21 protein-coding genes and 3 pseudogenes are annotated in these 22,443 nt (G+C 61.9%); 3 read left to right on the forward strand and 21 right to left on the reverse strand.

All coding sequences use genetic code 11. The annotated features are described in order from the left end of the window. Nucleotides 1-79: 79 nt before the first annotated feature. The 9 genes from metC to NJC40_RS27075 form a co-directional block, all read right to left on the reverse strand. On the reverse strand, nt 80-2,776 hold the full coding sequence (gene metC / locus NJC40_RS27035; protein WP_253141153.1) for a cystathionine beta-lyase: 2,697 nt from the start codon (nt 2,774-2,776) through the stop codon (nt 80-82). A 177-nt stretch (nt 2,777-2,953) separates the two neighbouring features. Beyond that, nucleotides 2,954-3,544, reverse strand: a complete 591-nt coding sequence (locus tag NJC40_RS27040; protein WP_253141152.1) for a cysteine dioxygenase family protein — start codon at nt 3,542-3,544, stop codon at nt 2,954-2,956. Nucleotides 3,545-3,576: 32 nt separating this feature from the next. After that, nucleotides 3,577-4,395, reverse strand: a complete 819-nt coding sequence (locus NJC40_RS27045; protein ID WP_253141151.1) for an amino acid ABC transporter ATP-binding protein — start codon at nt 4,393-4,395, stop codon at nt 3,577-3,579. Next, entirely contained in the window at nt 4,385-5,083 is a 699-nt protein-coding gene (locus tag NJC40_RS27050) for an amino acid ABC transporter permease (RefSeq protein WP_253141150.1), read from the reverse strand. Before NJC40_RS27050 ends, NJC40_RS27045 begins: the two co-directional genes overlap by 11 nt. After that, complete coding sequence (locus tag NJC40_RS27055) at nt 5,073-5,798, reverse strand: amino acid ABC transporter permease (RefSeq protein WP_253141149.1); 726 nt, start codon at nt 5,796-5,798, stop codon at nt 5,073-5,075. Before NJC40_RS27055 ends, NJC40_RS27050 begins: the two co-directional genes overlap by 11 nt. Then, the gene (locus tag NJC40_RS27060) at nt 5,795-7,009 is read right to left on the reverse strand and encodes an aminotransferase class I/II-fold pyridoxal phosphate-dependent enzyme (protein ID WP_253141148.1); all 1,215 of its coding nucleotides are present in this window, start codon (nt 7,007-7,009) and stop codon (nt 5,795-5,797) included. The genes NJC40_RS27055 and NJC40_RS27060 overlap by 4 nt, the downstream gene beginning before the upstream one ends. Then, nucleotides 7,006-8,433, reverse strand: a complete 1,428-nt coding sequence (locus tag NJC40_RS27065) for an FAD-binding oxidoreductase (protein WP_253141147.1) — start codon at nt 8,431-8,433, stop codon at nt 7,006-7,008. Before NJC40_RS27065 ends, NJC40_RS27060 begins: the two co-directional genes overlap by 4 nt. Then, nucleotides 8,430-9,278 carry a transporter substrate-binding domain-containing protein gene (locus NJC40_RS27070; protein ID WP_253141146.1) on the reverse strand — a complete coding sequence of 283 codons (849 nt, stop codon included), beginning with the start codon at nt 9,276-9,278 and terminating at the stop codon, nt 8,430-8,432. The genes NJC40_RS27065 and NJC40_RS27070 overlap by 4 nt, the downstream gene beginning before the upstream one ends. 27 nt (nt 9,279-9,305) lie before the next feature. Next, complete coding sequence (locus NJC40_RS27075) at nt 9,306-10,145, reverse strand: transporter substrate-binding domain-containing protein (protein ID WP_253141145.1); 840 nt, start codon at nt 10,143-10,145, stop codon at nt 9,306-9,308. A gap of 242 nt (nt 10,146-10,387) precedes the next feature. Between NJC40_RS27075 and NJC40_RS27080 the strand changes: the two genes are divergently transcribed. Continuing rightward, the gene (locus NJC40_RS27080) at nt 10,388-11,245 is read left to right on the forward strand and encodes a LysR substrate-binding domain-containing protein (RefSeq protein WP_253141144.1); all 858 of its coding nucleotides are present in this window, start codon (nt 10,388-10,390) and stop codon (nt 11,243-11,245) included. 16 nt (nt 11,246-11,261) lie between these two features. On the opposite strand, the gene NJC40_RS27085 is transcribed toward NJC40_RS27080, so the two are convergent. From NJC40_RS27085 to NJC40_RS27100, 4 genes and pseudogenes are all read right to left on the reverse strand, one after another. Next, complete coding sequence (locus NJC40_RS27085) at nt 11,262-11,759, reverse strand: RES family NAD+ phosphorylase (RefSeq protein ID WP_253115124.1); 498 nt, start codon at nt 11,757-11,759, stop codon at nt 11,262-11,264. Further along, the gene (locus NJC40_RS27090) at nt 11,759-12,232 is read right to left on the reverse strand and encodes an Xre family toxin-antitoxin system antitoxin (protein ID WP_253141143.1); all 474 of its coding nucleotides are present in this window, start codon (nt 12,230-12,232) and stop codon (nt 11,759-11,761) included. The genes NJC40_RS27085 and NJC40_RS27090 overlap by 1 nt, the downstream gene beginning before the upstream one ends. 205 nt (nt 12,233-12,437) lie before the next feature. After that, nucleotides 12,438-12,662 (reverse strand): annotated as a pseudogene (locus NJC40_RS27095) (OprD family outer membrane porin); the annotation flags it as partial. Between the two features lie 38 nt (nt 12,663-12,700). Further along, nucleotides 12,701-13,924 (reverse strand): RNA-guided endonuclease InsQ/TnpB family protein, encoded by a 1,224-nt coding sequence (locus NJC40_RS27100; RefSeq protein WP_492180429.1) that lies wholly within the window; start codon nt 13,922-13,924, stop codon nt 12,701-12,703. 14 nt (nt 13,925-13,938) lie between these two features. Between NJC40_RS27100 and NJC40_RS27105 the strand changes: the two are divergent. Next, nucleotides 13,939-14,025, forward strand: a pseudogene (locus NJC40_RS27105) (IS200/IS605 family transposase); the annotation flags it as partial. Nucleotides 14,026-14,132: 107 nt separating this feature from the next. Here the strand turns inward: NJC40_RS27105 and NJC40_RS27110 are convergent. From NJC40_RS27110 to kynB, 6 genes and pseudogenes are all read right to left on the reverse strand, one after another. Beyond that, nucleotides 14,133-14,339, reverse strand: coding sequence for a hypothetical protein (locus NJC40_RS27110; RefSeq protein WP_253140722.1), 207 nt, complete (start codon nt 14,337-14,339; stop codon nt 14,133-14,135). 112 nt (nt 14,340-14,451) lie between these two features. Beyond that, a pseudogene (locus tag NJC40_RS27115) lies at nt 14,452-14,904 on the reverse strand (OprD family outer membrane porin); the annotation flags it as partial. 70 nt (nt 14,905-14,974) lie between these two features. Continuing rightward, nucleotides 14,975-16,390, reverse strand: coding sequence for an amino acid permease (locus tag NJC40_RS27120; protein ID WP_253140721.1), 1,416 nt, complete (start codon nt 16,388-16,390; stop codon nt 14,975-14,977). 245 nt (nt 16,391-16,635) lie between these two features. Next, nucleotides 16,636-17,490 (reverse strand): tryptophan 2,3-dioxygenase, encoded by an 855-nt coding sequence (kynA, locus tag NJC40_RS27125; protein ID WP_253140720.1) that lies wholly within the window; start codon nt 17,488-17,490, stop codon nt 16,636-16,638. 10 nt (nt 17,491-17,500) lie between these two features. Further along, nucleotides 17,501-18,751, reverse strand: a complete 1,251-nt coding sequence (gene kynU / locus NJC40_RS27130) for a kynureninase (protein ID WP_253140719.1) — start codon at nt 18,749-18,751, stop codon at nt 17,501-17,503. A gap of 4 nt (nt 18,752-18,755) precedes the next feature. Continuing rightward, nucleotides 18,756-19,397 (reverse strand): arylformamidase, encoded by a 642-nt coding sequence (kynB, locus tag NJC40_RS27135; RefSeq protein WP_253115120.1) that lies wholly within the window; start codon nt 19,395-19,397, stop codon nt 18,756-18,758. Nucleotides 19,398-19,534: 137 nt separating this feature from the next. Here kynB and NJC40_RS27140 point away from each other — a divergent pair, with 137 nt between their 5' ends. Continuing rightward, nucleotides 19,535-20,014, forward strand: coding sequence for an Lrp/AsnC family transcriptional regulator (locus NJC40_RS27140; RefSeq protein ID WP_045481844.1), 480 nt, complete (start codon nt 19,535-19,537; stop codon nt 20,012-20,014). 171 nt (nt 20,015-20,185) lie between these two features. Here the strand turns inward: NJC40_RS27140 and NJC40_RS27145 are convergent, their stop codons facing one another. Both NJC40_RS27145 and NJC40_RS27150 read right to left on the reverse strand, forming a co-directional pair. Beyond that, on the reverse strand, nt 20,186-22,003 hold the full coding sequence (locus NJC40_RS27145) for a glycosyl hydrolase family 28 protein (protein WP_253140718.1): 1,818 nt from the start codon (nt 22,001-22,003) through the stop codon (nt 20,186-20,188). A 55-nt stretch (nt 22,004-22,058) separates the two neighbouring features. Beyond that, nucleotides 22,059-22,427, reverse strand: coding sequence for a 5-carboxymethyl-2-hydroxymuconate Delta-isomerase (locus tag NJC40_RS27150; protein WP_253140717.1), 369 nt, complete (start codon nt 22,425-22,427; stop codon nt 22,059-22,061). Between the last annotated feature and the right edge of the window lie 16 nt (nt 22,428-22,443).

Below are 22,443 nucleotides of genomic sequence, written 5' to 3' on the forward strand. Positions count from 1 at the left end.
TGCTGCGCCTGTGCAGCAATCTTCGTCGGCAACCGAAGCACCGGCCGGCCTCTCCCATCGGGTATACGGCGTGACTACATCAGCGCAAGGCGTCGAAGGCCTTGGCGAGGTCGGCCTTGAGCGAACGCACATCTTCCAGACCAATGTGCAGGCGCACGATCGCATCTTTAGGGTGCTGCTCAAACTGACGTTCGCTCAGTTCGGCCACGGTGACCAGGCTTTCGTAACCGCCCCATGAAGCACCCAGGCCAAACACCTTGAGGCTGTCGATGAAATTGGCCAGCCGCTGGGCACCCGGCTCGGCCAGTTCAAAAGACAACAGGCCGTTGCTGCCGCTGAAGTCGCGCAGCCACAGCTCATGGCCAGGATGCTCCGGCAAGGCCGGATGGAACACCCGCGCCACCTCCGGGCGCTGCTTGAGCCACAGGGCGATTTCCAGTGCCTGGCGCTCATGCACCTCCATGCGGCTGGCCAGGGTACGCGCACCGCGCAGCACCAGCCAGGCATCGTCGGGGCTGACGTTGTTGCCCACCGTGTCGCTCATCCGCGCCAGTGGCGCAAAGGCGGCTTGTGTGGTGCACACCCCGCCCATCACCACATCACTGTGGCCGGCCAGGTATTTGGTCAGTGCCGTGATGGAAATGTCCGCGCCCAACTCCAGCGGCCGGTACAGGTAACCGGCGCCCCAGGTGTTGTCCACCGCCAGCAGTGCGCCACGGGCCTTGCACAGCGCCGCGATGGCCGGCAGGTCGACCAGTTCATAAAGCAGCGAACTCGGGGTCTCGGCGTAGACCATGCGGGTATTGGCCTTGAACAGTTGCGCCAGGCCCTGGCCGTCGGCGCGGTAGTACTGCACCTCGATACCGAACGGCTCTAGCAGTTCACGGGCCAGACGCCGCACCGGGCCGTAAACGCCATCGGTGAGCAGCAGGTGATCGCCCGGCCGCAGGTAAGCCAGAAAGGTCTGTGCCACAGCGGCCAGGCCGGTGGCGTACAGCTTGCTGCGGTAACCGCCTTCCAGCTCGGTGAGCAGGTCTTCCAGGGCAAAGGCTGTGGGGTTGCCGCGCGCGCCATAGCTGAGCAGGCGTTCGTGATCGCGGCGCGAGCGGATGTCTTTCATCTGCGCCAGGTTATCGAACAGCACGGTGCTCATCCGGGTGACCGACGGGCTGACCACACTGACGTCACCGAACCGCCCCCCGGCAGCGCCATGGAGCAACCGGGTGCGCAGCGGCTCGCGAACCTGCAAGGGCCGCAGGCTGGCGATTTCCTGCTCGGTCATCTGCGCCATCAAGCCGGTTTCCCAGGCCAGGTACTGACGCGCCGCGTCTTTGTTGCCGTCGTGGCGGTCATGCACAAAAAACAGAAAATCAATGCACTGTGCGTTGCTCAACGAGTTGTCGTGCTCCACGCTTGGCAAGCTCTGCCAATCGAGCAGCAGCCTCAGCCCTTCACGCTGCTCGGCCGGCAGTTCACTGGCGGCCAGTTGCGCGACTTCAGGCTCATCGGCGAGCAGCACCAACGGCCGCCGCTCGCCGCGCACCTGCTCGGCCAGCAATGAACGAATCGACCACTCGGCGCCCTGGGCGTGGCGTTTGCGATAACTCATGCTCGGGCGCAGGTCGATCAGCCGCGCATCGGCCAGCTCAGCGACGCTGGCCAGCGGCAGATTCACGGCCAGCGACCGTGGCGCTTGCAAAGCCAGACCGCTGTGCAAACCGTCCTTGAGCACATAGACCTCATGACCCAGCTGGCGTAGCCAACTGGCGACAATCGGTGCGCGTACCCCTTCGCTGTCGAACACCACCACCCGCGCCTTGCGTACCCCGATGTACAGGTCGGTGCCCTGAATCAACTGGCCGCCCGGTGCATGCCGGGCGCCGGGCAGGCTGCCGGCGGCAAACTCTTCCGGGGTGCGTACATCACACAGGAACAGGCTGCGCTGCGGGTCATTGGCCCAGCTCAGTACCTGCCCGGCGTCCACTGTCCTGACCCCGGCCTGCTCGGCCAGGCGCACGGCGCGTTGCAGTTGCTCATCCAGCGGCGCACGGTCTGGCCGGGCCGGGTAGTGTTCCTGACGCCCATGTTCGAGCGGCTGATCGACCAGAAACCAGCCTTGGGTGCCGTTTTCCAGGGCATACACCGGGTTGCGGATGCCGAGGTTGATCAGCGTCTGTGCGCCGATGATGCTGCGGGTACGGCCGGCGCAGTTGATCACAATCGGGGTCTGGCTGTCGGGCACCAGGTCTTCCAGGCGCAGGCCCAGCTCCCCGTTGGGGCAACACACCGCACCGGGGATGCTCATCTTGCGAAATTCGCTGAGCGGCCGACCGTCGAGCACCACCAGCGGCTTGCCTTCGCGCTGCCAGCCGGCCAGTTGCTGGGCAGTAACTCGCGGTGTGTGGCAGGCATGTTCGACCAGTTCGCCAAATGCCTTGGATGGCAGATGCACGCCGGCAAACAGTTCGTTACCCGCCGCCTGCCAGGCCGTGCTGCCGCCCTCCAGCCAGTGGCTGTTGCGGTAGCCCAGCGCTTGCAGGCGCTGTAACGCCCGCTGCGCCAGCTCACCGCCGTCCAGGTCATAGACCACCAGGCGCACCGCCGGGTTGGGTGCCAGACGCGGGGCTTCGATTTCCAGCCGGCTATAGGGCAGGTTCACTGCATGAAACAGATGCGCCTCACCGTACTGGCCGTGTTCGCGAATATCGAACAGGGCGATTTCCTGGCCGTCGAACAGCCATTGCTTGAGTTGTGCGGGGGTAACGGGATGGCTCATGGGAGTGCTGCCGGTCCTGGAGTGGGGTTGCCGTGGTTGAACGGATGACTGAGCAGGAAGCGGCTTGCTGGCGAAGGCGGCAGTAGATTGGCAGCGGATGCTGCGACTTCACTGACCCCTTCGCGAGCAGAGCTCGCTGCCACAGGCTGCGCGGTGATTAGCTGAACGGTCTTGGGCTCAGAGCCCGTAGGCTTCGATCGAAGGCGACATCTGCGACTTGTTGTAGTTGATCACCGAGCCGTCTTCGCGCACGCCGTAGCGGTTTTCCAGCGACTCCAGCGGTCGGCCATAGAGGTGAAAGTGCAGGGTCGGTTGTTCACCTTCAACGCGGATGCCGTGCAGGTCTTCGCCGAGAAAACCGATGGAAGTCCCCGGCTGCACCACCACTTCGCGCTCCAGCTCCAGCACCGCGTTGGCCGGGTCGCTGCCATCGTCGCCGCGCTGGTAGACACGGTTGAGTTCCTGACCCTCGACCGCGACGATCACCGCCCAGGTTTCATGGTTGTGCGGCAGGGTGCTTTTACCCGGCAGCAGCGAGTTGAGGTACAGGGTCGGGCTTTCACCGTCGTCGTTCAGCCGATAACGGAACTGGGTATTACCCTCGCCTGGCGTCGGCGCCGGGAAGCGCTCGAAATTGAACAGCTCGCGGTGTGCGGTCAGGCCTTCGAGCAGGCTGATGATTTCATTCAGCGCCGCACGGTCGACGCCGCGCTCATGAATGGCGCGGATGGCTTGCAGGAATGGCTGGATAACGGATTCGGCGGACATGGCGGTCTCTCTTTGTGTAGTCAGGGTCACGGTCATACGGAAATGCTGAACCGGCTCAGGTTGCTAAAGACATCCGGAGCCGGTTTGCCGACCCGTTGGCCCCGGTCATGCAGGGCATGGCGCAGGAATTCGCGGGTACGGTCGTTATGCGGATGCTGGAAAATCTGCTCGGCGCTGCCGTGTTCGGCGATCAGGCCGTTCTCGGTGAAATACACCACGTCACTGATGTCTTCGGCGAAGCGCATCTCGTGGGTGACCAGCACGCAGGTCATGCCTTCTTCGGTCAGCTCGCGGATCACGGTCAGCACTTCGCCGACCGTTTCCGGGTCCAGCGCCGAGGTCACTTCATCGAACAGGATCAGCTCAGGACGCATGGCCAGCGCACGGGCGATGGCCACTCGTTGTTGCTGCCCCCCAGACAACTGGCCCGGATAGGCATGGGCCTTATGCTCCATGCGCACCTTGGCCAGCAGCTCCAGGGCCTGACGCTCGGCTTCGGCGCGCTCGCGGCGCATCACCTTGCGCGGCGCGATGACCAGGTTTTCCAGGACCGACAAATGCGGGAACAGGTTGAACTGCTGGAACACAAAGCCCACCCGCTTGCGCAGGCTGATCAGCTCGGCCTCGGTGTGCAGCGTGCTGACCTCGGTGCCACCGACCCGGATCGAGCCGCTTTGCGGCCTGAGCAGGCCGGTGATGCAGCGCAGGATGGTGGATTTGCCCGAGCCGGACGGACCGATGATCGACACCGCCTGGCCTTTGTGCACATCCAGGTTGATGCCTTTGAGCACACGGTTGTCGCCAAACGCCAGGTGCACGTCGCGCAGGCTGATCAAGGGTTCAGAAGGCATAACGGCGCTCCAGGCGTTGAGTGAGGCGGGAAATCGGGTAGCAATAGATAAAGAACAGTGCCAGCACGCTGAAATAGATCAGCACCGTAAAGCCGGTCAGGTTGACCGTGTTGCTGGCGATCTGCGCGGTGTCGATCAGGTCGTGCACGCCGACCAGCGAGGCCAGCGCGGTGCCCATGGTCACCACCGCATAGAGGTTCATCCACGGCGGCAACATACGTTTGAAGCACTGCGGCAGGATGATCGAGGTGAAGATCTGGCCACGGGTAAAGGCCAGCGACCGCGCCGCTTCCCACTGTGTGGTAGGGATCGAGCCGATGGCGCCCCGGAAGATCTCTGCGACGTTGGCACTGGCCGGCAGCGCCAGGCCCACGGTGACCTTGAGCCAGTCGGGAAATGGCAGGTAATGCCCGGCGAGCTTGATCTCGAACGGGAACACGTAGGTGGTGAAGTAGATCAGCACCAGCCAGGGCGCATTGCGAAACACCTGCACCCAGACCCGCGCCAGGCCACGCAGCGGCGCGACCGGCGACAACGCAAAGGCGCCGACCAGCAGGCCCAGCACGGTGCCCAGGGCAATCGCGGTAATGCTGATCAGGATGTTCTGCCACAGGCCCACGCCCAGTGCCGGCAGCCATTGCCAGAGGGCGCCGAACACTTGTGCGGCGATACTTTGTTCAGTGGCCATAGCCAGGCATCCTCAGGCGCGCTTCGAGGGCGCGGCCAGCCAGGTTGACGATAAAGCTGAGCAGCCCGAAGAAGCTCAGGAGCAGGATCATCAGCTCGATGACGTTATCGCTCTGGGTCCAGATCATGATCGACGCATAGGTGATGTCGTTGACCGCAATCGCCGATGCCACGGCCGTCATCTTGACCAGGTCAATCAGGTTGTTGACCAGCGCCGGCAGGGCAAAGCGCAGGGCCAGCGGCAGTTGCACGTTCCACAGCAACTGGCGACGGCTAAAGGCCAGAGAACTGGCGGCTTCGAGGGTCACCGCCGGTACGGCTTCAATGCCGGCGCGCAGCGACTCGGCATGAAACGCGCCCTTGTGCAGGGAGATGACAATCACCACCCAGGCAAACGGTGTCAGCGGGTTGCCGGTGCCGACGGCCTGGGTCAGCAGCATGTTCAGCACCAGGAAGGCGCAATACAGCTGCACCAGGGTCGGAGTGTTGCGGGTAACTTCCACAAACACCCGCGCCGGCAGCACCAACCAGCGGCGGCCGCTGGTCAGTGCGCCAGCCAGCAGCACGCCGACCAGCAGGCTGCCGACAATCCCCAGCAGGCACAGCAGCAGGGTGGTCAGCGCACCGTCGATCAGACTGCCGCGCTGGTAGGCGTCGAACAGAAATTGATAATCCAGGCCCAGATGCGCCATCCAGGTCACGAACTGCTGGATCATTGCCGCACCTCGCTCAAGCGCTCGCACGCCAGGGCCAGACGCCGACCGGCTTCACGCACGCTGTCGGTGGCGGCGGCAATCGACACGCGAAACCAGGGTGACGCGCCATAGGCGCTGCCAGCAATCACCGCGACACCCTGCTCCAGAAACCACTCCACAAGGTCGGCATCGCTGCCAATCTGCCGGCCATCAGGGCGCCAATGGCCGATCAGCCCGGCACACTGGACGAAGACGAAGAAACCGCCCTGCGGCACCAATACTTGAAGGCCCGACACCGGCGCCAATGCGGCGACCAATGCATCGCGCCGTTCACGGTAGGCCGCAACCTGCGGCTTGAGAAACTCCAGCCCGCCCTCGAACGCCGCCACTGCCGCCGCCTGCCCCACTGACGAAGCACCGGAGGCCGACTGCGACTGCACCACGGTCATGGCCTGGGTCAGTTCACGCGGGCCGGCGCCAAAACCGATACGCCAGCCGGTCATCGCATAGGTCTTGGACACCCCGCCGACCAGCAGGCAGCGATCACCCAAATCCGGCGCCACATTGAGCAGGTTCAACGGCGGTTGGCCGTCGAAGCGGATGTGCTCATAGAGCTCATCGAGCAGCACCCACACCTGCGGATGGGCACGCAGCACCTCGGCCAGCGCCAGCAGTTCGGCCTGGCTGTACAACGCGCCGCTGGGGTTGCCGGGGCTGTTGAGGATCAGCCAGCGGGTGCGCGGACCGATCGCGGCCTGCAACTGCTGCGCGGTGAGCTTGCAGCCCTGCTCCAGCGGGCAGTCGAGCAGCACCGGCAGGCCGCCGTTGAAGCGCACACTGTCGGGAAAGGTCGGCCAGTACGGCACCGGCACCAGCACCTCATCACCGTCATCCAGAGTCGCGGCAAAAGCATTGAAGATGATGCCCTTGGCACCGTTGCCGACCACGATGTGCGCCAGCTCGAAGCCCAGCCGGTTTTCCGCCAGCAGTTTGCGCTGGATGGCTTGGCGCAAAGCGCGGGTGCCGGGGGTGGCGGTGTATTTGGTCTCGCCACGTTCCAGCGCGGCCAGCGCCGCCTGTTTGATGGGTGCGGGGGTATCGAAATCCGGCTCGCCGGTGGTCAGGTCGAGGATATCGAGGCCCGCCTCACGCAGCTCGGTAACCCGTGATTTGGCCGCCGCATTGGCCGACAGCGTGACGCGCCGGACCCGTTGGGACAATTGCAGATTCATGGTGCCTCCAGCGGCAGGACTTTGCCGGGGTTGAGCAGGCCGCGCGGGTCGAGGGCCTGCTTGATACGGCGCATCAGGTCCAGTTCCACCGCGCTCTTGTAACGCGGCAGCAACTCGCGCTTGCGCTGGCCGATGCCGTGTTCGGCACTGATCGAGCCACCGTGGGCCTGCACGCTGTCGTGCACGCACTGGCTGAGCGCGGCGTAATTGGCCATATGCGCCTCAACGCTCTGGCCGATGGGATGGGCGACGTTGTAGTGCAGGTTGCCGTCGCCCAGATGACCGAAGGTGAAGTGCCGCACGCCGGGAAACTGCTGTTGCAGCAAGGCGCCGGTGTGATCAACAAATGCCGCGATGCGCGACACCGGCAGCGAGATGTCGTGCTTCATGTTGCGCCCGGCACGGCCCTGGGCTTCGCTCATGTTTTCGCGCAGCTGCCACATGGCCTCGCTCTGGGCCAGGCTCTGGGCAATGACGGCATCGCTGATCAGCTCTGTTTCCAGCGCGCCGGCCAGCACGTGTTCAAACTGCGCCTGGGCCAGGGGCTGAGCCTGATTCGACGACAGTTCGATCAGTGCATACCAGGGGTCATGCAATTCAGCGAAGGGCAATACGCTGTCGGCAAACTGCTCTTTGAGCAATGCCAGGCACTCGCGGGACAGCAGCTCGAAACCGGTCAACCCGGCCCCCAGCCCGTCACGGGCATGGGACAGCATGCGCACCGCATCGGTCAGCGATGCAAACGCGACATAGGCGGTGCAACGTGAACGCGGCAACGCAAACAGTTTGAGGGTGGCAGCGGTGATGATGCCCAACGTGCCTTCGCTGCCGATAAACAGGTCGCGCAGGTCGTAGCCGGTGTTGTCCTTGCGCAAGCCGCGCAGGCCATTCCAGATCTCGCCATCGGCGGTGACCACCTCAAGCCCCAGGGTCAGCTCGCGGACATTGCCGTAGCGCAGCACCGCAGTGCCGCCAGCGTTGGTGCCCAGATTGCCGCCAATGGTGCAGCTGCCTTCTGCGCCCAGGCTCAGCGGGAACAACCGCCCGGCTTGTCGAGCAACCTGCTGTACATGGGCGAGGATGCAACCGGCCTCGACGGTCAGGGTGTCATTGTCGGTGTCGACTTCCCGCACCTGGTTCAGGCGCTCAAGCAACACCAGCACCGAACGGCCGCTGGCATCAGGTGTAGCGCCGGCCATCAGCCCGGTGTTACCGCCCTGCACCACCAGCGGCGCATCATGCTCGCCGCACAGGCGCACCACGGCCGCCACCTCAGCGGTGCAGCCGGGACGCACGATGGCCTGGACCTGGCCGTGATACTGACGATGCTTGTCGCTGAGCACCGACAGCCCCGCTGCGCCGCGCTGGACGTAACGCTCGCCCAGTAGCTGGCACAGGCCATCGAACAGTGACGCCTGGGTCATCGGGCCGCCTGCAACGGTGCGGCATTCTTGTACTTCTGGTGCAATTCACGCAGCGCCGCCGACGGATGCATGCCGGTGCGCTCGCCCAGCTCAAGCAGCCAGCCGGAGCGGTGCCAGTCGCGGACGATGGCGTCGATACGCGCCTGGGTGTCCTGTTCGCCCTTGCGCAACCAGATCACCGAGTCCGACGGAATCAGGTCGCTGGCGAGTGGAATTTCATAACCGGACCACTCCGGTGCATCGAGCAGGCTGTGCATGGTCGGGCTGACGTGCACCGCTGCCACACAGCCATTGCCACGCAGTGACAGCAACGACTCGGACTGGCTGCGGAACGCCTTGATCTCGGCGCCGTAGGTCTGCTGCAAGGGCTCGATGAAGTTGCTGCCCTGGGACACGCAGACCGGTTTGCCGCGCAGGTCTTCCCAGCTCTTGATACCCGCGTCCTTGCGAATCAGCGCGGCACCGCCCACCTGCTCGTAGGGCGTGGGCACGTAGCTCAGTTGTTTGGCACGCTCGTCGGTGTACTGCATGTTGGCGATCAGCACATCGACCTTGCCTTGCTGGAGAAACTGCACCCGGTTGGGCGCCAGCACCGAGACGGTCTCGACTTCAACGCCCAGCGCAGCGGCCAGGGCCTTGGCCAGTTCGACGTTGTACCCCTGATGCTCGCGGGTTTGCGGGTCGATGGTGCCGAACGGCGCACCGGTCAGCATCACCCCGACACTGATCTTGTGCCGCTCCTGAATCTTGTCCAGGGTGGCGTCAGCCTGGGCCAGACCGGCGCAGGCGGCGAACAGCGGAGCCACCAGCAGCGCCAGCGTACGAATGGAAAAGCGCTTGCTCATCAACATATCCCTTGGTCAGACGGTGAGTCAGGCGCCAGTGGCCTGGTTTTCCTGTTGCAAACGCTTCAGCGCAGGCGAGGCCGGGGTGATGTTGTTGGCCTTCTCGCGCTCGATCAGCCAGCCGCTGCGGTGCCAGCCCTTGACGATGCTGTCCAGCCGGGCCTGGGTGTCGGTCTCGCCGGGGCGGGTCCAGATCACTGAAGGGGCCGGGTTGAGTTCCGGGCTGATCGCGCGGTAGCCGGACCACTCGCCGCCCTTGGCCAGCAACGGGTTGACCAGGGTGGCGTCATGCACCGCGGCGACGCAGTTATTGCCACGCAGGGCCAGCAAGGATTCGGACGAACTCTTGAAGGCTTTGAGGTCGACGCCGAGCTTGATCAGCGGCTGGGTGTAGCTGCTGCCCTGGGAGGTGCAGACCGGCTGGTCCTTGAGCTGCTCCCAGGTGGTGATAGGACTGTCCTTGCTGACCACTGCCGTGCCGCCGACCATGTAGAACGGCGTCGGCACATGACCGAGCAGTTTGTCGCGGTCGGTGTTCCACTCCATGTTGGCGATCAGCAGATCAACCTTGCCCTGCTGCAGAAACTGCACGCGGTTGGCCGGCAGTACCGACACCAATTCAACCTTGGCGCCCAACTGCCGGCCCAGATCGTTGGCCATGTCGACGTTCATGCCCACCGGTTGCTGGTTGGCCGGGTAGATGGCGCCGAACGGGCCGCCCGACAGCAGCACCCCGACGGTGACCTGTTTACGCTCCTGGATCTTGTCCAGCGTGGCATCGGCCATGGCGGCAGTGGCAACCACTGCCGCGAGAGGGGCCAACAGGGCACACAACAACGGCTTACGAGCCTTGAACAACAACGACATGGCAATTCCTCGTCCCCGGCCAGGATGTCCGGCCAATGAGGCGGCATCCTAGGCAGTCAATGAAGGGAACGGAAATTCAAATATCTAATATTGTTATAACTCGAAATCTTCAGCGCTTTTAAAAATGGGTTATAAGCCCGAAAATACTGGACTAAGCGAATTGAAGCTCAGGCCTTTACGAGCAAATACATAATGATATTTAATCGATTAGAATTTTCCGCTTATGTGAAACAACCCTGACCATGCCTGAATCGACCCTGGATCTGGAGCTGCTGCGCACCTTTGTGGCAGTGGTGGATCATCACAGTTTTGCCGAAGCCGGCCAGTCGCTGGCACGCACCCAGTCCTCGGTTACCCAGCACATGCAGCGCCTGGAGCAGCAGGTGGGGGTGACCTTGCTGCAGAAACAGGGCCGCCAGAAGACGCTTACCGAACCGGGTCGCCAGTTGTTGCGCCATGCCCGGCAGATGCTGGCGCTCAACGACGATGCGCTCAACGCCCTGCGCGATAACAGCCTCAGTGGCGTGCTACGCATCGGCTCGCCGCACGATATAGCCGATACCATCCTGCCGCCAATCCTCAGCCATATCGCCCGCTCGGCACCTAACCTGCGTCTGGAGATCGACGTGGGCCGCAGCCCGTTTCTGATGGAAGACCTGCATCGCGGCAAGGTCGACATGATCATCTCGACCCGCACCGACCCGAGCCTGCAAGGCTTTGCGCTGCGCACCTCACCGGTGTGGTGGATCTGCGCAGCGCAGTACCAGCACGACCCGTTGCAACCCTTGCCGCTGGTTCTGGTGGACGAACCGAGCATCTATCGGCGCATCGCCCTGCAAGCGCTGGAGCAGGCCGACATTGCCTGGCGTCAGGCGTACCTTGCCTCCAACCTGATCGGCATCAAGGCCGCGGTGCGGGCCGGGCTGGGCATTACGGCGCGGAGCATGGAAATGGTCGGCCCGGACATGCGCGTGCTGGGCGAAAGCGACGGCCTGCCACGCCTGCCGGACGTGACTTATCACCTGTGGGTACGGCCCAACGCGGTCAATCCGATCATTGCTCAGGCGTATGGCTTGATCAGAAGCAGCCTGGGGTTATAGATGCAGCCGCAGCCGGCTAGTTGACTGGCGGGTTGAGCCGCGTATCCAGGGCAAAGCGTTCCTGACTGAGCTCTTCGAACAGGCCGTCGGCGGTCAGCGGGTTGATCAGCACGTTCCAGCTGTAACGTGATACCGCCGAGGGGATGAGGATCAAGGGGTGCTGCGCCAGCAGACGGTCGCCGTACTGCTGCTGACCGCGACCGGGTGAACCGGGAACCAGCCAGTTGGGGTTGGGCACCTCATGGGGCAAGACCCGATGCACCCGCTCAGGCTCCAGCACCCGGGCGCAGGTCAGCACATGCGCCATTGTGTCGAGCGTCTGAAAGCCCTTGTGCACCGCGACTTCAAGAATTGCAGTGGCCGGGTCGGCACTGCAATACACCGTTTTGATCCCTCTGGAGTTCCAGCGCCCACCGGCCATTTCGGCACCGATCCCCGAGGCCCAACTGCTGGCATGCCTGGCCTGATCAAGACGCCACAGGTACAGCTCACGGCTGCCTGGCGCCACCAGCATCAGGAGTACACCCCGTAATCCATACGGGTGAGAAAGTCTTCAACCAGCTCAAAGCCCATCTGGGTGGTCAGCAGCTCCAGCGGCACCCTGCCCTCCAGCCCCATGGCCGGCGTGGTCATCCAGTTCAACGCGCGCTTGCGCTCACCCAGCACCTCTTCGGCGCGGCTCAGCACACTGGCCAACCGCCAGGCGCCGTTGGTCTGCTCAGCCGTCAAAGGTTCAGGATTCTTGATTCGCCGCTGCAGAGTGCGGTCAGACAGACCAATGATGCGTGAGAACACCTGATGATCACGAAACTCGCTGCACGATTGTACGAAGGCGATGACCCGCTCTGACGGAAAGCCCTTTTCCATCAGCGAATGCAGCTCGAAAGCGTCGTTGATCTGCGGCTTGGCGTTGTCGCCGAACAACAACAACAGCGGCCTTGCAGGATCGTGGGGCACACAATAGGTGGCGCGGCTTTCTGAAATCATGACGGTCACTCCTCTTGCCATATGGCAAAAATATAACGCCATATGACATAGAAAAGCCAATCCAGCTGATGACAGGTTGTTGCAACCCGGTTCTGCCTGGCCTGTTCGGCAGCGTAGAACTCATCAGACACGTCGTCCAACGCGAAACCAGGGCATCCAGCGCGGCCGGGCACCTGCCAGCGCTGGCAGGGCCTGGCCGCAAGGCTCAGAAGATATTGAGCGGGTATTCGATGAACGCACGCACCTCGTTGCCGTCATCCATGTAGCCGGCCGGGCGCATGTTATTGGAGGTGCGCAGGCGCACTTTCAGATCCTTAGCCGCGCCGTTCTGCACCACGTACTGGAACTGATTGAAGATCTCATGCTCACGCCCTTCGCCCTGGCCGGTGCGTATGTTGTCGCCACGCACATAAGCCACGCGCCAGTTGACATCCTCCCCGGTCTAAAGGCCGGAGATTCCTACGGCGCTCAGGCGCGGCATCGAGCCGCCCCCGAGTCGCTTCGGTGGGTTCCTGCTGCTGGCGCCATGACCTCTGCGCTCACTTCACAGGCTAACCGGGCGTGTCCCGCCCTTAGTACATTCATCGCGCCGACCACATCGGCGTTGCCTTCAAAACCACATCCCACACACCTGAACAGCGCTTGCGTCTGGCGGTTGGCCGCCGACACATGGCCGCAACACGGGCACGTGCGGCTGGTATCTCGCGGCGGCACGGCAATCAGCCAGCCACTGCGCCACGCCAGCTTGTAGTCCAGTTGGCGGCGGAACTCGAACCAGCCCTGATCGAGGATGGCCCTGTTCAGGCCAGACTTGGCCCGAACGTTTCTTCCCGGTGCCTCGGCCGTACCTGCCGCCGACCTGGACATATTGCGTACCTGCAAGTCCTCGATACACACCATCGCGTGGTTTTGGCTGATCGTGGTGGAGCACTTGTGCAGATAGTCGCGGCGGGCATTGCCGATGCGCGAGTGAATGCGCTGGACGCGGGCTTTCGCCTTGTTCCAGTTGCGGCTGAATCTGACCTTGCGGCTCATCGCCTGCTGCGCTTTGCACAGCGCGGTTTCATGGCGTTTGAAGCTGTTCAGGGGTGCGTAGAACGAGCCATCCGAAAGCGTGGCGAACCGGGCAATGCCCATGTCGATGCCGACTGCCGCACCCTGTGCCGTGGGCTGCTCATCGATCTCGCGTTCAGTCTGGATGCTCACGAACCACTTGCCACACGACTGGCTCACGGTGATGTTCTTCACCGTGCCAGGCACCTCGCGGCTGTTGCGGTAGCGCAGCCAGCCCAGCTTGGGCAAGAACAGGCGGCTGTTGGTCTGGTCGAGCTTGATCTGTTTCGGGTCGGGATAGCGGAAACTGTCGCGCTGCCCCTTCTTCTTGAACCGGGGAAAGTCGGCTCGCTTGGTGAAGAAATTGGTGTAGGCCCGTTCCAGATCCTTGAGGCTCTGTTGCAACGGGTGAGCAGGCGCATCGGCCAGCCATGCGGTTTGCGGGCTATTGCGCCATTCGGTCAACAACTTGCACAGGCCCGCATAGCCGAGCTTGTTCTCGCCTTGCTCGTGGCGCTCCTTCTGCAACGCCAGCGCCTTGTTGAAGACGAAGCGACAGGAGCCCGCAAAGCGGCGCATTTGCCGCTCCTGCCGGCCGTCTGGCATGAGTTCGTACTTGAAGGCTTGAAGTCGTTGCATGCTGCTCTTGAACCATGAGCGATCAAGACGACATTAGGCGCGGACGGCACGGTGTTTTCAAGCTGCACGCCCATGGGGTCTTTGTAACGAAATACCGCCGTAAAAGGGCATCTGTGTCGCCGTGTTACTGCGCATCATCCTGTGGCGGTGCGTACATCGAACAGCAGCAGACACCCCACTGCAACCAGGGACGGCTACGCCGTCCGCGCTATCCTTCCCCGCCCTGAACGGCGGGGCTTGTCGCGCCCCAATGGTGAATGTCGAACGCCGACAGAAAACGACCGTGCTCACGAATCGCGCGACTGCTCAACTCGTTTACGTAGTTCCACACAAAATTCACAGCACGAGAAGCTTCACGCAGCTGCGCTGCGTGCTTGTCTCGCACTCGAATCTTGAGGGTTTTGGTCGCTTTCATTTCAGTCATGAAATACAGAATAGGGGCGGTTTTATGGATGTTAACCCCTATGAGCGCTTCGCGGTGGCGCTTTCATCCCCCACCTTAAGGAAGGGGCTTTTCGCGCCAGCTTGGTAAAACTCTCCGGCAGCAGACGTGAGTCGTCGTGATTGAGCACTGGCAGGGTCGGCATCATGTCGCCGTATTTGAGCACGGTGTTGGACACCCGCAGTTTGATCGCACCGCCGGCGCGGGCCAGGTCGTCGGCAGCCGCGCCCGAGTCACCCCGCTTGAAGAACTCGATCCCCGGCGCACCGCTGCGGCCCTTGCCACCATCCAGACGCACGGCATACATGGCAAAGGCATCCACACCCACACCCACCGTGCCCTGGGTAAATCCGGAGCTGAACTTGCCGATGAAGCCCTGGCCCCATTCGGCTTTATCCTGCGCGCCGTGTTTGTAATCGCGGCTGATATAAGCATTGCGCATCAATACATTCAGATGAGCATCTTCGACAAAACCGGCTGACGCTGATTGTGCTGCGGCCCATACCGGAGCCGCGCCTAAAACACCCGCAGCCGCCATAAACAGACGAACGTACATATCATTCACTCCATGAAAAACAGGATTACAACCTGACTTGGTTACTTGCCAGTCATGGCTTCTGAGAGGTAAAAGCCGGGCTTTGAAGTTCGCTCATTGGCGGCTTTGCGAGTTTGAAGGCGACCCACAACAGCACGACCCACACCGGGATCATGAACACCGAAATACGGATGCCAGGAATCATCAGCAAGACCACCAGGATCATCGCCATGAAGGCCAGGCAGAGGATGTTGCCGAACGGAAACCACAGCGCCCGGAAATGCAGGGCTTCACCTTTAATCCGCATGGCCCGGCGAAAGCGCATGTGGGTCAGGGTAATCATTACCCAGTTGATCAACAGCGCCGCCACCGCCAGCGTCATCATCAACTCGAAGGCATTGCCCGGCACCAGGTAGTTAATCAACAGGCACACGCCGGTGACCGCCGCAGAGGCCAGTACCGCCGCCACAGGAATGCCGCGACGGTTGACGCGCAGGAAGACTTTCGGCGCGTTGCCTTGTTCGGCCAGGCCGAACAGCATGCGGCTCATGCAGTAGGCACCGCCGTTGTAAACCGACAACGCGGCGGTGAGGATCACGAAGTTCAGCACATGGGCCGCGACATCGCTGCCAATCAGGGAAAAGATCTTCACAAACGGGCTGGCACCGTAAGCGTCCTGACTGGATGACAGGCTGACCAGCAACTGATCCCACGGGTACAGCGCCAACAGCAGGGTCAGGGCACCGACATAGAAAATGATGATGCGCCACACCACCTGATTGATCGCCTTGGGGATCACCCGGCGCGGGTTGTCCGACTCGGCTGCGGTGATGCCGATCATTTCCATGCCGCCAAAAGCAAACAGGATAAAACCCATGGCCATCAGCATGCCGGTGAACCCATTGGGGAAGAACCCGCCGTGCTCCCACAGATTGCTCACCGACGCCTGCGGCCCGCCATTGCCGCTGACCAGCAGGTAACTGGCGAGCACAATCATGCCGATAATGGCGGCGACTTTGACGATCGCGAACCAGAATTCGGTCTCGCCAAAGGCTTTGACGCTACTCAGGTTAATCACATTGACCAGCACGAAGAACAGCGCAGCGCTGACCCAGATCGGCACTTCCGGCCACCAGAACTGCACGTACTTACCAACGGCGGTTAGTTCGGCCATGCACACCAGGGCGTACATGATCCAGTAGTTCCAGCCGGAGAGAAAACCGGCGAAGCGCCCCCAATAACGGGTGGCGAAATGGCCGAACGAGCCGGCTACCGGCTCTTGAACCACCATTTCACCCAATTGGCGCATGATCAGAAAGGCAATGAACCCGGCAATCGCGTAGCCAAGAATCATTGAGGGGCCTGCGGTTTTCAATACCCCGGCGGTGCCCAGAAACAGGCCCGTGCCAATCGCCCCGCCCAGGGCAATAAGCTGGATATGCCGACTGCTTAGACCACGCTGTAGGGTGGTCGTGTTTTCGATACTCATGTATGCAACCTCGATAAGGCCGGCATGCCACGTGCCCGCGCACGCAATAACGCCGCGCAAGGCCATACGGATGCAGGTCATGGAAGAGCAGCAATAAACTGTGCGTTTTTTGGTTTTATTACGGGCAGTCGGTACGTCGAGTACGATCAGAGAGGTTCATGGCTTACCTTATTATTATTGGATGTTTTTTTGTTCTAATGACACGCAGTACAACATGGCGCATCGCAGTCGATGCGCCAGATTCGTTACAAGGTGGAACGCAAACTCCAGAGTTCCGGGAACAGTTCGGTGTCGAGCATCTTGCGCAGGTAACCCACGCCCTCGGTGCCGCCCGAGCCTTTCTTGAAACCGATAATCCGCTCGACGGTGGTCACATGGCGGAAACGCCACTGACGGAAGGAGTCTTCCAGGTCGATGAACTTCTCGGCCAACTGGTACAAGTCCCAGTACTGGTGCGGGTGCTGATAGACCACCTTCCACGCCGCTTCCACCGACTCGTTATGGATCGTGCGGGTTGGCGCCACCTCTTGCAGGCGTTGCGCGTCGACGTCCAGGCCAGCCTTGGCCAGCAGGCGAATGGCTTCGTCATACAGCGACGGCTCGGCAAGGGTTTTCTGCAATTCGGCCAGCAACTCCGGGCGATGAGCATGAGGCTCCAGCAGTGGCACGCTTTTGTTGCCCAGAATGAATTCGATCTCGCGGTACTGGAACGACTGAAAGCCCGAAGACTGGCCCAGCGACGGGCGAAACGCCACGTATTCGCTGGGGGTCATGGTCGCCAGTACGGCCCAGGCATGCACCAACTGGTCGAAGATCCGCGAAACCCTGGCGAGCATCTTGAACGCCGGCGGCAGATCCCCTTGCTTGAGCTGTTCACGAGCCGCACGCAGCTCGTGGAGCATCAGCTTCATCCACAGCTCCGAGGTCTGGTGCTGAATGATGAACAGCAGCTCGTTGTGGTCGCTGGACAACGGATGCTGGGCGCTGAGAATACGCTTGAGATCCAGGTAGTCGCCGTAGGTCATGTCATTGCTGAAATCCAGCTTGGCGTCATGCCATTGCTGGGCGGCATTGCCATGGGAGAAAGGACATTGGCTCATGGAAATCTCCTCAGGTCACCGCGTGACGGGTCTGAAATTGTGGCGCACGCCACTCTTGGTTATCGAGCACTTCGACCAGCGCCTGCACGGCCAGCCCGACGTCCTGGAACGAGGTATACAGCGGGGTGAAACCAAAGCGCATGATGCGCGGCTCGCGGTAATCACCGATCACGCCCTTGGCAATCAGCGCCTGGACCACGGCGTAGCCTTCAGGGTGTTCGAAGCTCACATGGCTGCCGCGCTGTGCATGCTCACGCGGGGTCACCAGGGTCAGCGGATGATCCTTGCAGCGCTCCTCCACCAGCCGGATGAACAGGTCGGTCAGGGCCAGCGACTTGCGGCGCAGCGCCTGCATGTCGGTACGGGCGAAGAGGTCCAGGCCGCACTCGACCATACCCAGCGACACCAGCGGCTGAGTACCGCACAGGTAACGGGTGATGCCGGAGGCCGGTTGGTAGTGCGGCTCCATGGCGAACTGGCGGGCATGCCCCCACCAGCCAGACAGCGGCTGCCAGGTCAGGTCGCACAAATCTGGCGAGACCCAGACGAAGGCCGGTGAACCCGGTCCGCCGTTGAGGTATTTGTAGGTGCAACCGATCGCGTAATCGGCCTTGGCAGCGGTCAGATCAACCGGCACCGCACCTGCCGAGTGCGCCAGATCCCAGAGCGCCAGCGCACCGTGCCGGTGAATCAGCTCAGTGGTCGCGCTCATGTCGAACATGTGCCCGCTCTTGTAGTTGACGTGGGTCAGCAGCACCAGCGCGACTTTGTCATTGAGCAATGTGGGCAAGTCTTCGGGCTTGTCGATCAGTTGCAGCTCGTAGCCTTGCTGCAGCAGGTCAGCGAGGCCTTCGATGACATACAGGTCGGCCGGGAAGTTGTGCAGTTCCGAGAGAATGATCTTGCGCTGCGGCGCGCGCTCGGCCTGGACGCGCAAACCGGCGGCGAGGGTCTTGAACAGGTTGACGGTGGTGGTATCAGTGATCGCCACTTCACCAGGTCCGGCGCCGATCAGGCCGGCCAGCTTGTCGCCCAGACGGGTCGACAGGGTGCTCCACTGCGCAGTGTTCCAGCTGCGGATCAAGCCTTCGCCCCACTCCTGCTCGATCATCTGCGTGGCGCGGGCCAGTGCGGCTTTGGGCCGTGCGCCGAGCGAGTTGCCGTCCAGGTAGATCACCCCGTCCGGCAGGGCAAATTCATTGCGCAGCGCAGCCAGCGGATCGGCCTGGTCCAGTTCTCTGAGTTCTTGTTCAAGTGACATGGTTTTATCCTTTCAAAGGTCGCAGTACCGCACGCACAGGACTGGCGTCGAGATGGGAAAAGCGCAGGGGCAAGGCGATCAACTCGTAATCGCCTTCAGGCACCTCATCCAGGACGATGCCTTCCAGAATCGCCATGCGTGAGCGTTCCACGCAGCGATGAGCGTCCAGGGTCTTGGAGTCCTGCGGGTCCAGAGACGGCGTGTCGATGCCGATCAGGCGCACCCCGTGGCGCGCCAGCAATTCAATAGTGGCCGGGGCGACGGCCGTGAAGGCACTGTCCCAGTGGCTCAGCGGTGCCTGCTGGTAAGTGCGCAGCAGCACCCGCTCAGGCACCGCAGCCAGAGCCTGTTCGATATCGCCGGGTTCGACCAGGGCGCCGCTGCCCAGGCAGTGAATGACCCGGCACGGCCCCATGTACAGGTCCAGCGAGACCTCACCAATCGGCAAGCCATCGGGGCTGTAATGCAGCGGCGCATCGACGTGCGCGCCGGTGTGTGGCGAGAGCGTAATGCGCCCGACATTGACCGGGCACTGTGGCCCATAGGCCCAGACGCGCTCCTCCTGAAACGGCGTGTCGCCCGGCCAGGTAGGGGTCTGAGTGTTCAACGGCGGGCTGATGTCCCACCAGGCATTGTGCTGTTGCATTGTTATTTTGCTCCCGTGCAGCCTTTGAAGAATCTTATCCGCAGGGAAGCAGAATTATCTTGCCAAATGCTCGACCCAATGACATTTATTCGCAGATTATTCGAATCTTTAAACAAATATCGAAGGATTCTTCAATCGTGAAACTGGACAGCATTGATCTGCGCATCCTGGCCTTTCTCAATCAGGATGGCCGGATGAGCAATCAGGACCTGGCAGAGAAAGTCTCGCTGTCACCCTCGGCCTGTTTGCGCCGGCTGCGCAACCTGGAAAGCGAAGGCATCATTGCCGGCTACGGCGTGCGGCTGGACGCGGCGAAACTGGGAATCGAGGTGCAGGCGATGGTCAACATCAACGTGCGCCAAGACGTGGACGGCTGGCACGAGCGGTTTATCGAAGCCATTCAGCAATGGCCTGAGGTGGCCGATGCGTTCATCGTCACCGGGGCGAGCAATTACCTGCTGCGGGTACGCACCCGCAACCTGGCGCATTACACCGACTTCATCGTCAACCGCCTGCATGCCACACCCGGCGTGACGGACATCCGCTCAGACATCATTCTGCAGAGCCTCAAATCCAGGGATAACCTGCTGGATCTGGTCAGGCCGACCCATCCTTGAAAGGACGGGATTGAGGATTACTGCCGCAGACGTATGAGTTGCAAAAGCCAGGTTATCGGTAGGAGCGAGCTTGCTCGCGAAGGGGCCGGTAAAAGCACAACATTTGCTGTGAATGTCATGCAGCCTTCGCGACCAGGATCGCTCCTACAGGTCAGGCGTGCTTGTCGGGGCTTACTTCGGCACCGGCTCTACATTGCGGAACGTCAGGCCCTGGCTGTTGCTGACCTGCCATGGCTGAGCGTCGCCGGTTTCGCTGAAGGTCACGGTGTCGAAGCGTGAGTCTTTCAGGCCGTTGATTTTCGCCACTGCCGGGCCGCTGAAGCGTACCCGCTCGAACACCAGCTTCTCGTGGAAGGCGTCGTGTTCGCTGTCACCCTTGACCTCGATCGCGGCGCTGCGGGCGTTTTCGACGGTTACGTCGCTGACCCGGATATCACGGAACTGCCCAGGGATGGTCGAGCGCTGGTAGTCGAGCTTGGCGTTCGGGTCGTGGTAGTCGAGGGTAAAGATAAACGCCTGCTTGACCGTGTTGCGGATTGCCGAATCGCGGAAGATGACGTTGCGCGCGCCACCGCCCATGAAGTTGGTGCTCTTCATGCGCAGGCCGGCGTCGGTGCCGTCAGACACGTTGTCTTCGGCCAGAATATTCTGGATCCAGGCCCCGGTATGACTGCCGGCGACCACCATGCCGTGACCTTTGCGGAAGTAGTTATTGAAGATCCAGGCATCTTCCTGGGGCTTCTGCTTGACTGCCTCGGCGCCGGTACCGGAGGCGAAGTTGACGCAGTCATCGCCGGTGTCGAAGAAGTTGTTGAAGACCATGGCACCACGGCTGTTGGCGAACTCGATACCGTCACCGTTGTTGGCGTCGTAGGTCTTGTGCGTGGTGTTGGCCATCACCACGTTTTCGGTTTCCAGGTTCATGATGCCGTGAAAGGCCGGGTTGAGCACCGTGAAGCCGCCGTAGAACACGTTCTTGACATCGCGCACGGTAATCAGCGACGAACGCATCTGGCCGTAGGAGTCCTTGACGTTCAGGCCTTCGGCCACCGCGCGCTCGACCTGGGACTTGGCCAGGATGCCGTCCTGCATGTAGCGGGTATTGTCGCTGGGCAGGTAGAACGGCAATGGCTGGCCGCGCTCGTCCGTCTCATCGGCCTTGCGTTTCCAGCCGTTGCCATCGATGGTGCCCTTGCCGACGATGCGGATATTCTCGAATGTCTGATGCTTGCGCGGGTCACGCGGCAGCGCGTTGATCAGCGATGCCGGACGCACGGTGGTGGAATACGGATACTGGATATAGCCGTCACGCGGATAGTCTTCGGTACGCTCGGAACCGAGCAGGGTTGCGCCCTGGGCAATCTCCAGGGTCATGTTGCTCTTGAGGTACAGGGCGCCACTTTTATAGGTACCGGCTGGCAGCAATACCTTGCAGCCAACGGTGCAGGCATCAATGGCTTTCTGGATCGCCGCGGTGTCGAGCGTCGTCCCGTCGCCTTTGGCCCCGTACTGACGGACGTCGAACAGTGCCGGTACAGCTGTGGTGCGTTGTACCACCACCGGGCTGTCAGCCGACTCCTTGCCGTCACGATCCACCGAACGCACGGTAAAGCGGTACTCGGTGTCCGGCGTCAGGCCTTCGGCGGTAAAACTGTGAATCGAGATGCGGTGATGGAAGTTGCGCGTGTCTTGCTCATAGAACTTGTCGATGTAGGGCTTGGCCGGCGACACCTTGTCATTGTTGGCATTGGCGCCACCGAGCAGCTTGCCATTGGCATAGACCCGGTAGTCCTGGATTTCGCTGTGATTGGCCGGTTTTTCCCAGACCAGAATGATCTGCCGGTCGTCATAGGCCAAGGTCGGAACCTGCACCTTCAGCGGAGCATCCAGTGCCCAGGCCGGCAGGCTGCCGCCTAAAACCAGGGTAGCCAGCAGCGAGCGCGCCAGCGGGTTACGGGGCAAGTTCAAAACAGCGTGTTGAGCGGGCATCTTGTTTTCCTTTTTATTGTGTCCATCACATCCCGGCGGCATTGCTGCGCCGTATTTACGCCGGCGAGCCGGCTTCCTCAAGGTACTGTTGGCGGTTGACGAAGGTCTCTCTGGGCATTTCCCTCACATCCATGGATAACGCCTCGACCTCTGGCAGCAGGGCCACCAATGCCGCCAGGGTCGCCAGCGACAGGCTGCGACGTTGCTCGGCACTGCGCCCGGCGAACAACGCCAGGGTCACGTGGACAAAATCGTCCTGGGTGGTGCCACAGCGGTAATGCTCGTACAGCGCCAGGCGTACCTTGATGTCGCCGGGCTTGAACAACCCGCTGGCGTCGATGGCGTCGTGTACCGCCGCCAGTAGTGTCTGTTCACCCACGCGCCGGGCCAGGCTGGCGGGACAATCAATAGTGCAGTGCGGCATAGGTTCTTTCCTTCAG

This window comes from Pseudomonas sp. 21LCFQ02 (genome assembly GCF_024129895.2).
Classification (GTDB): Bacteria; Pseudomonadota; Gammaproteobacteria; order Pseudomonadales; family Pseudomonadaceae; genus Aquipseudomonas.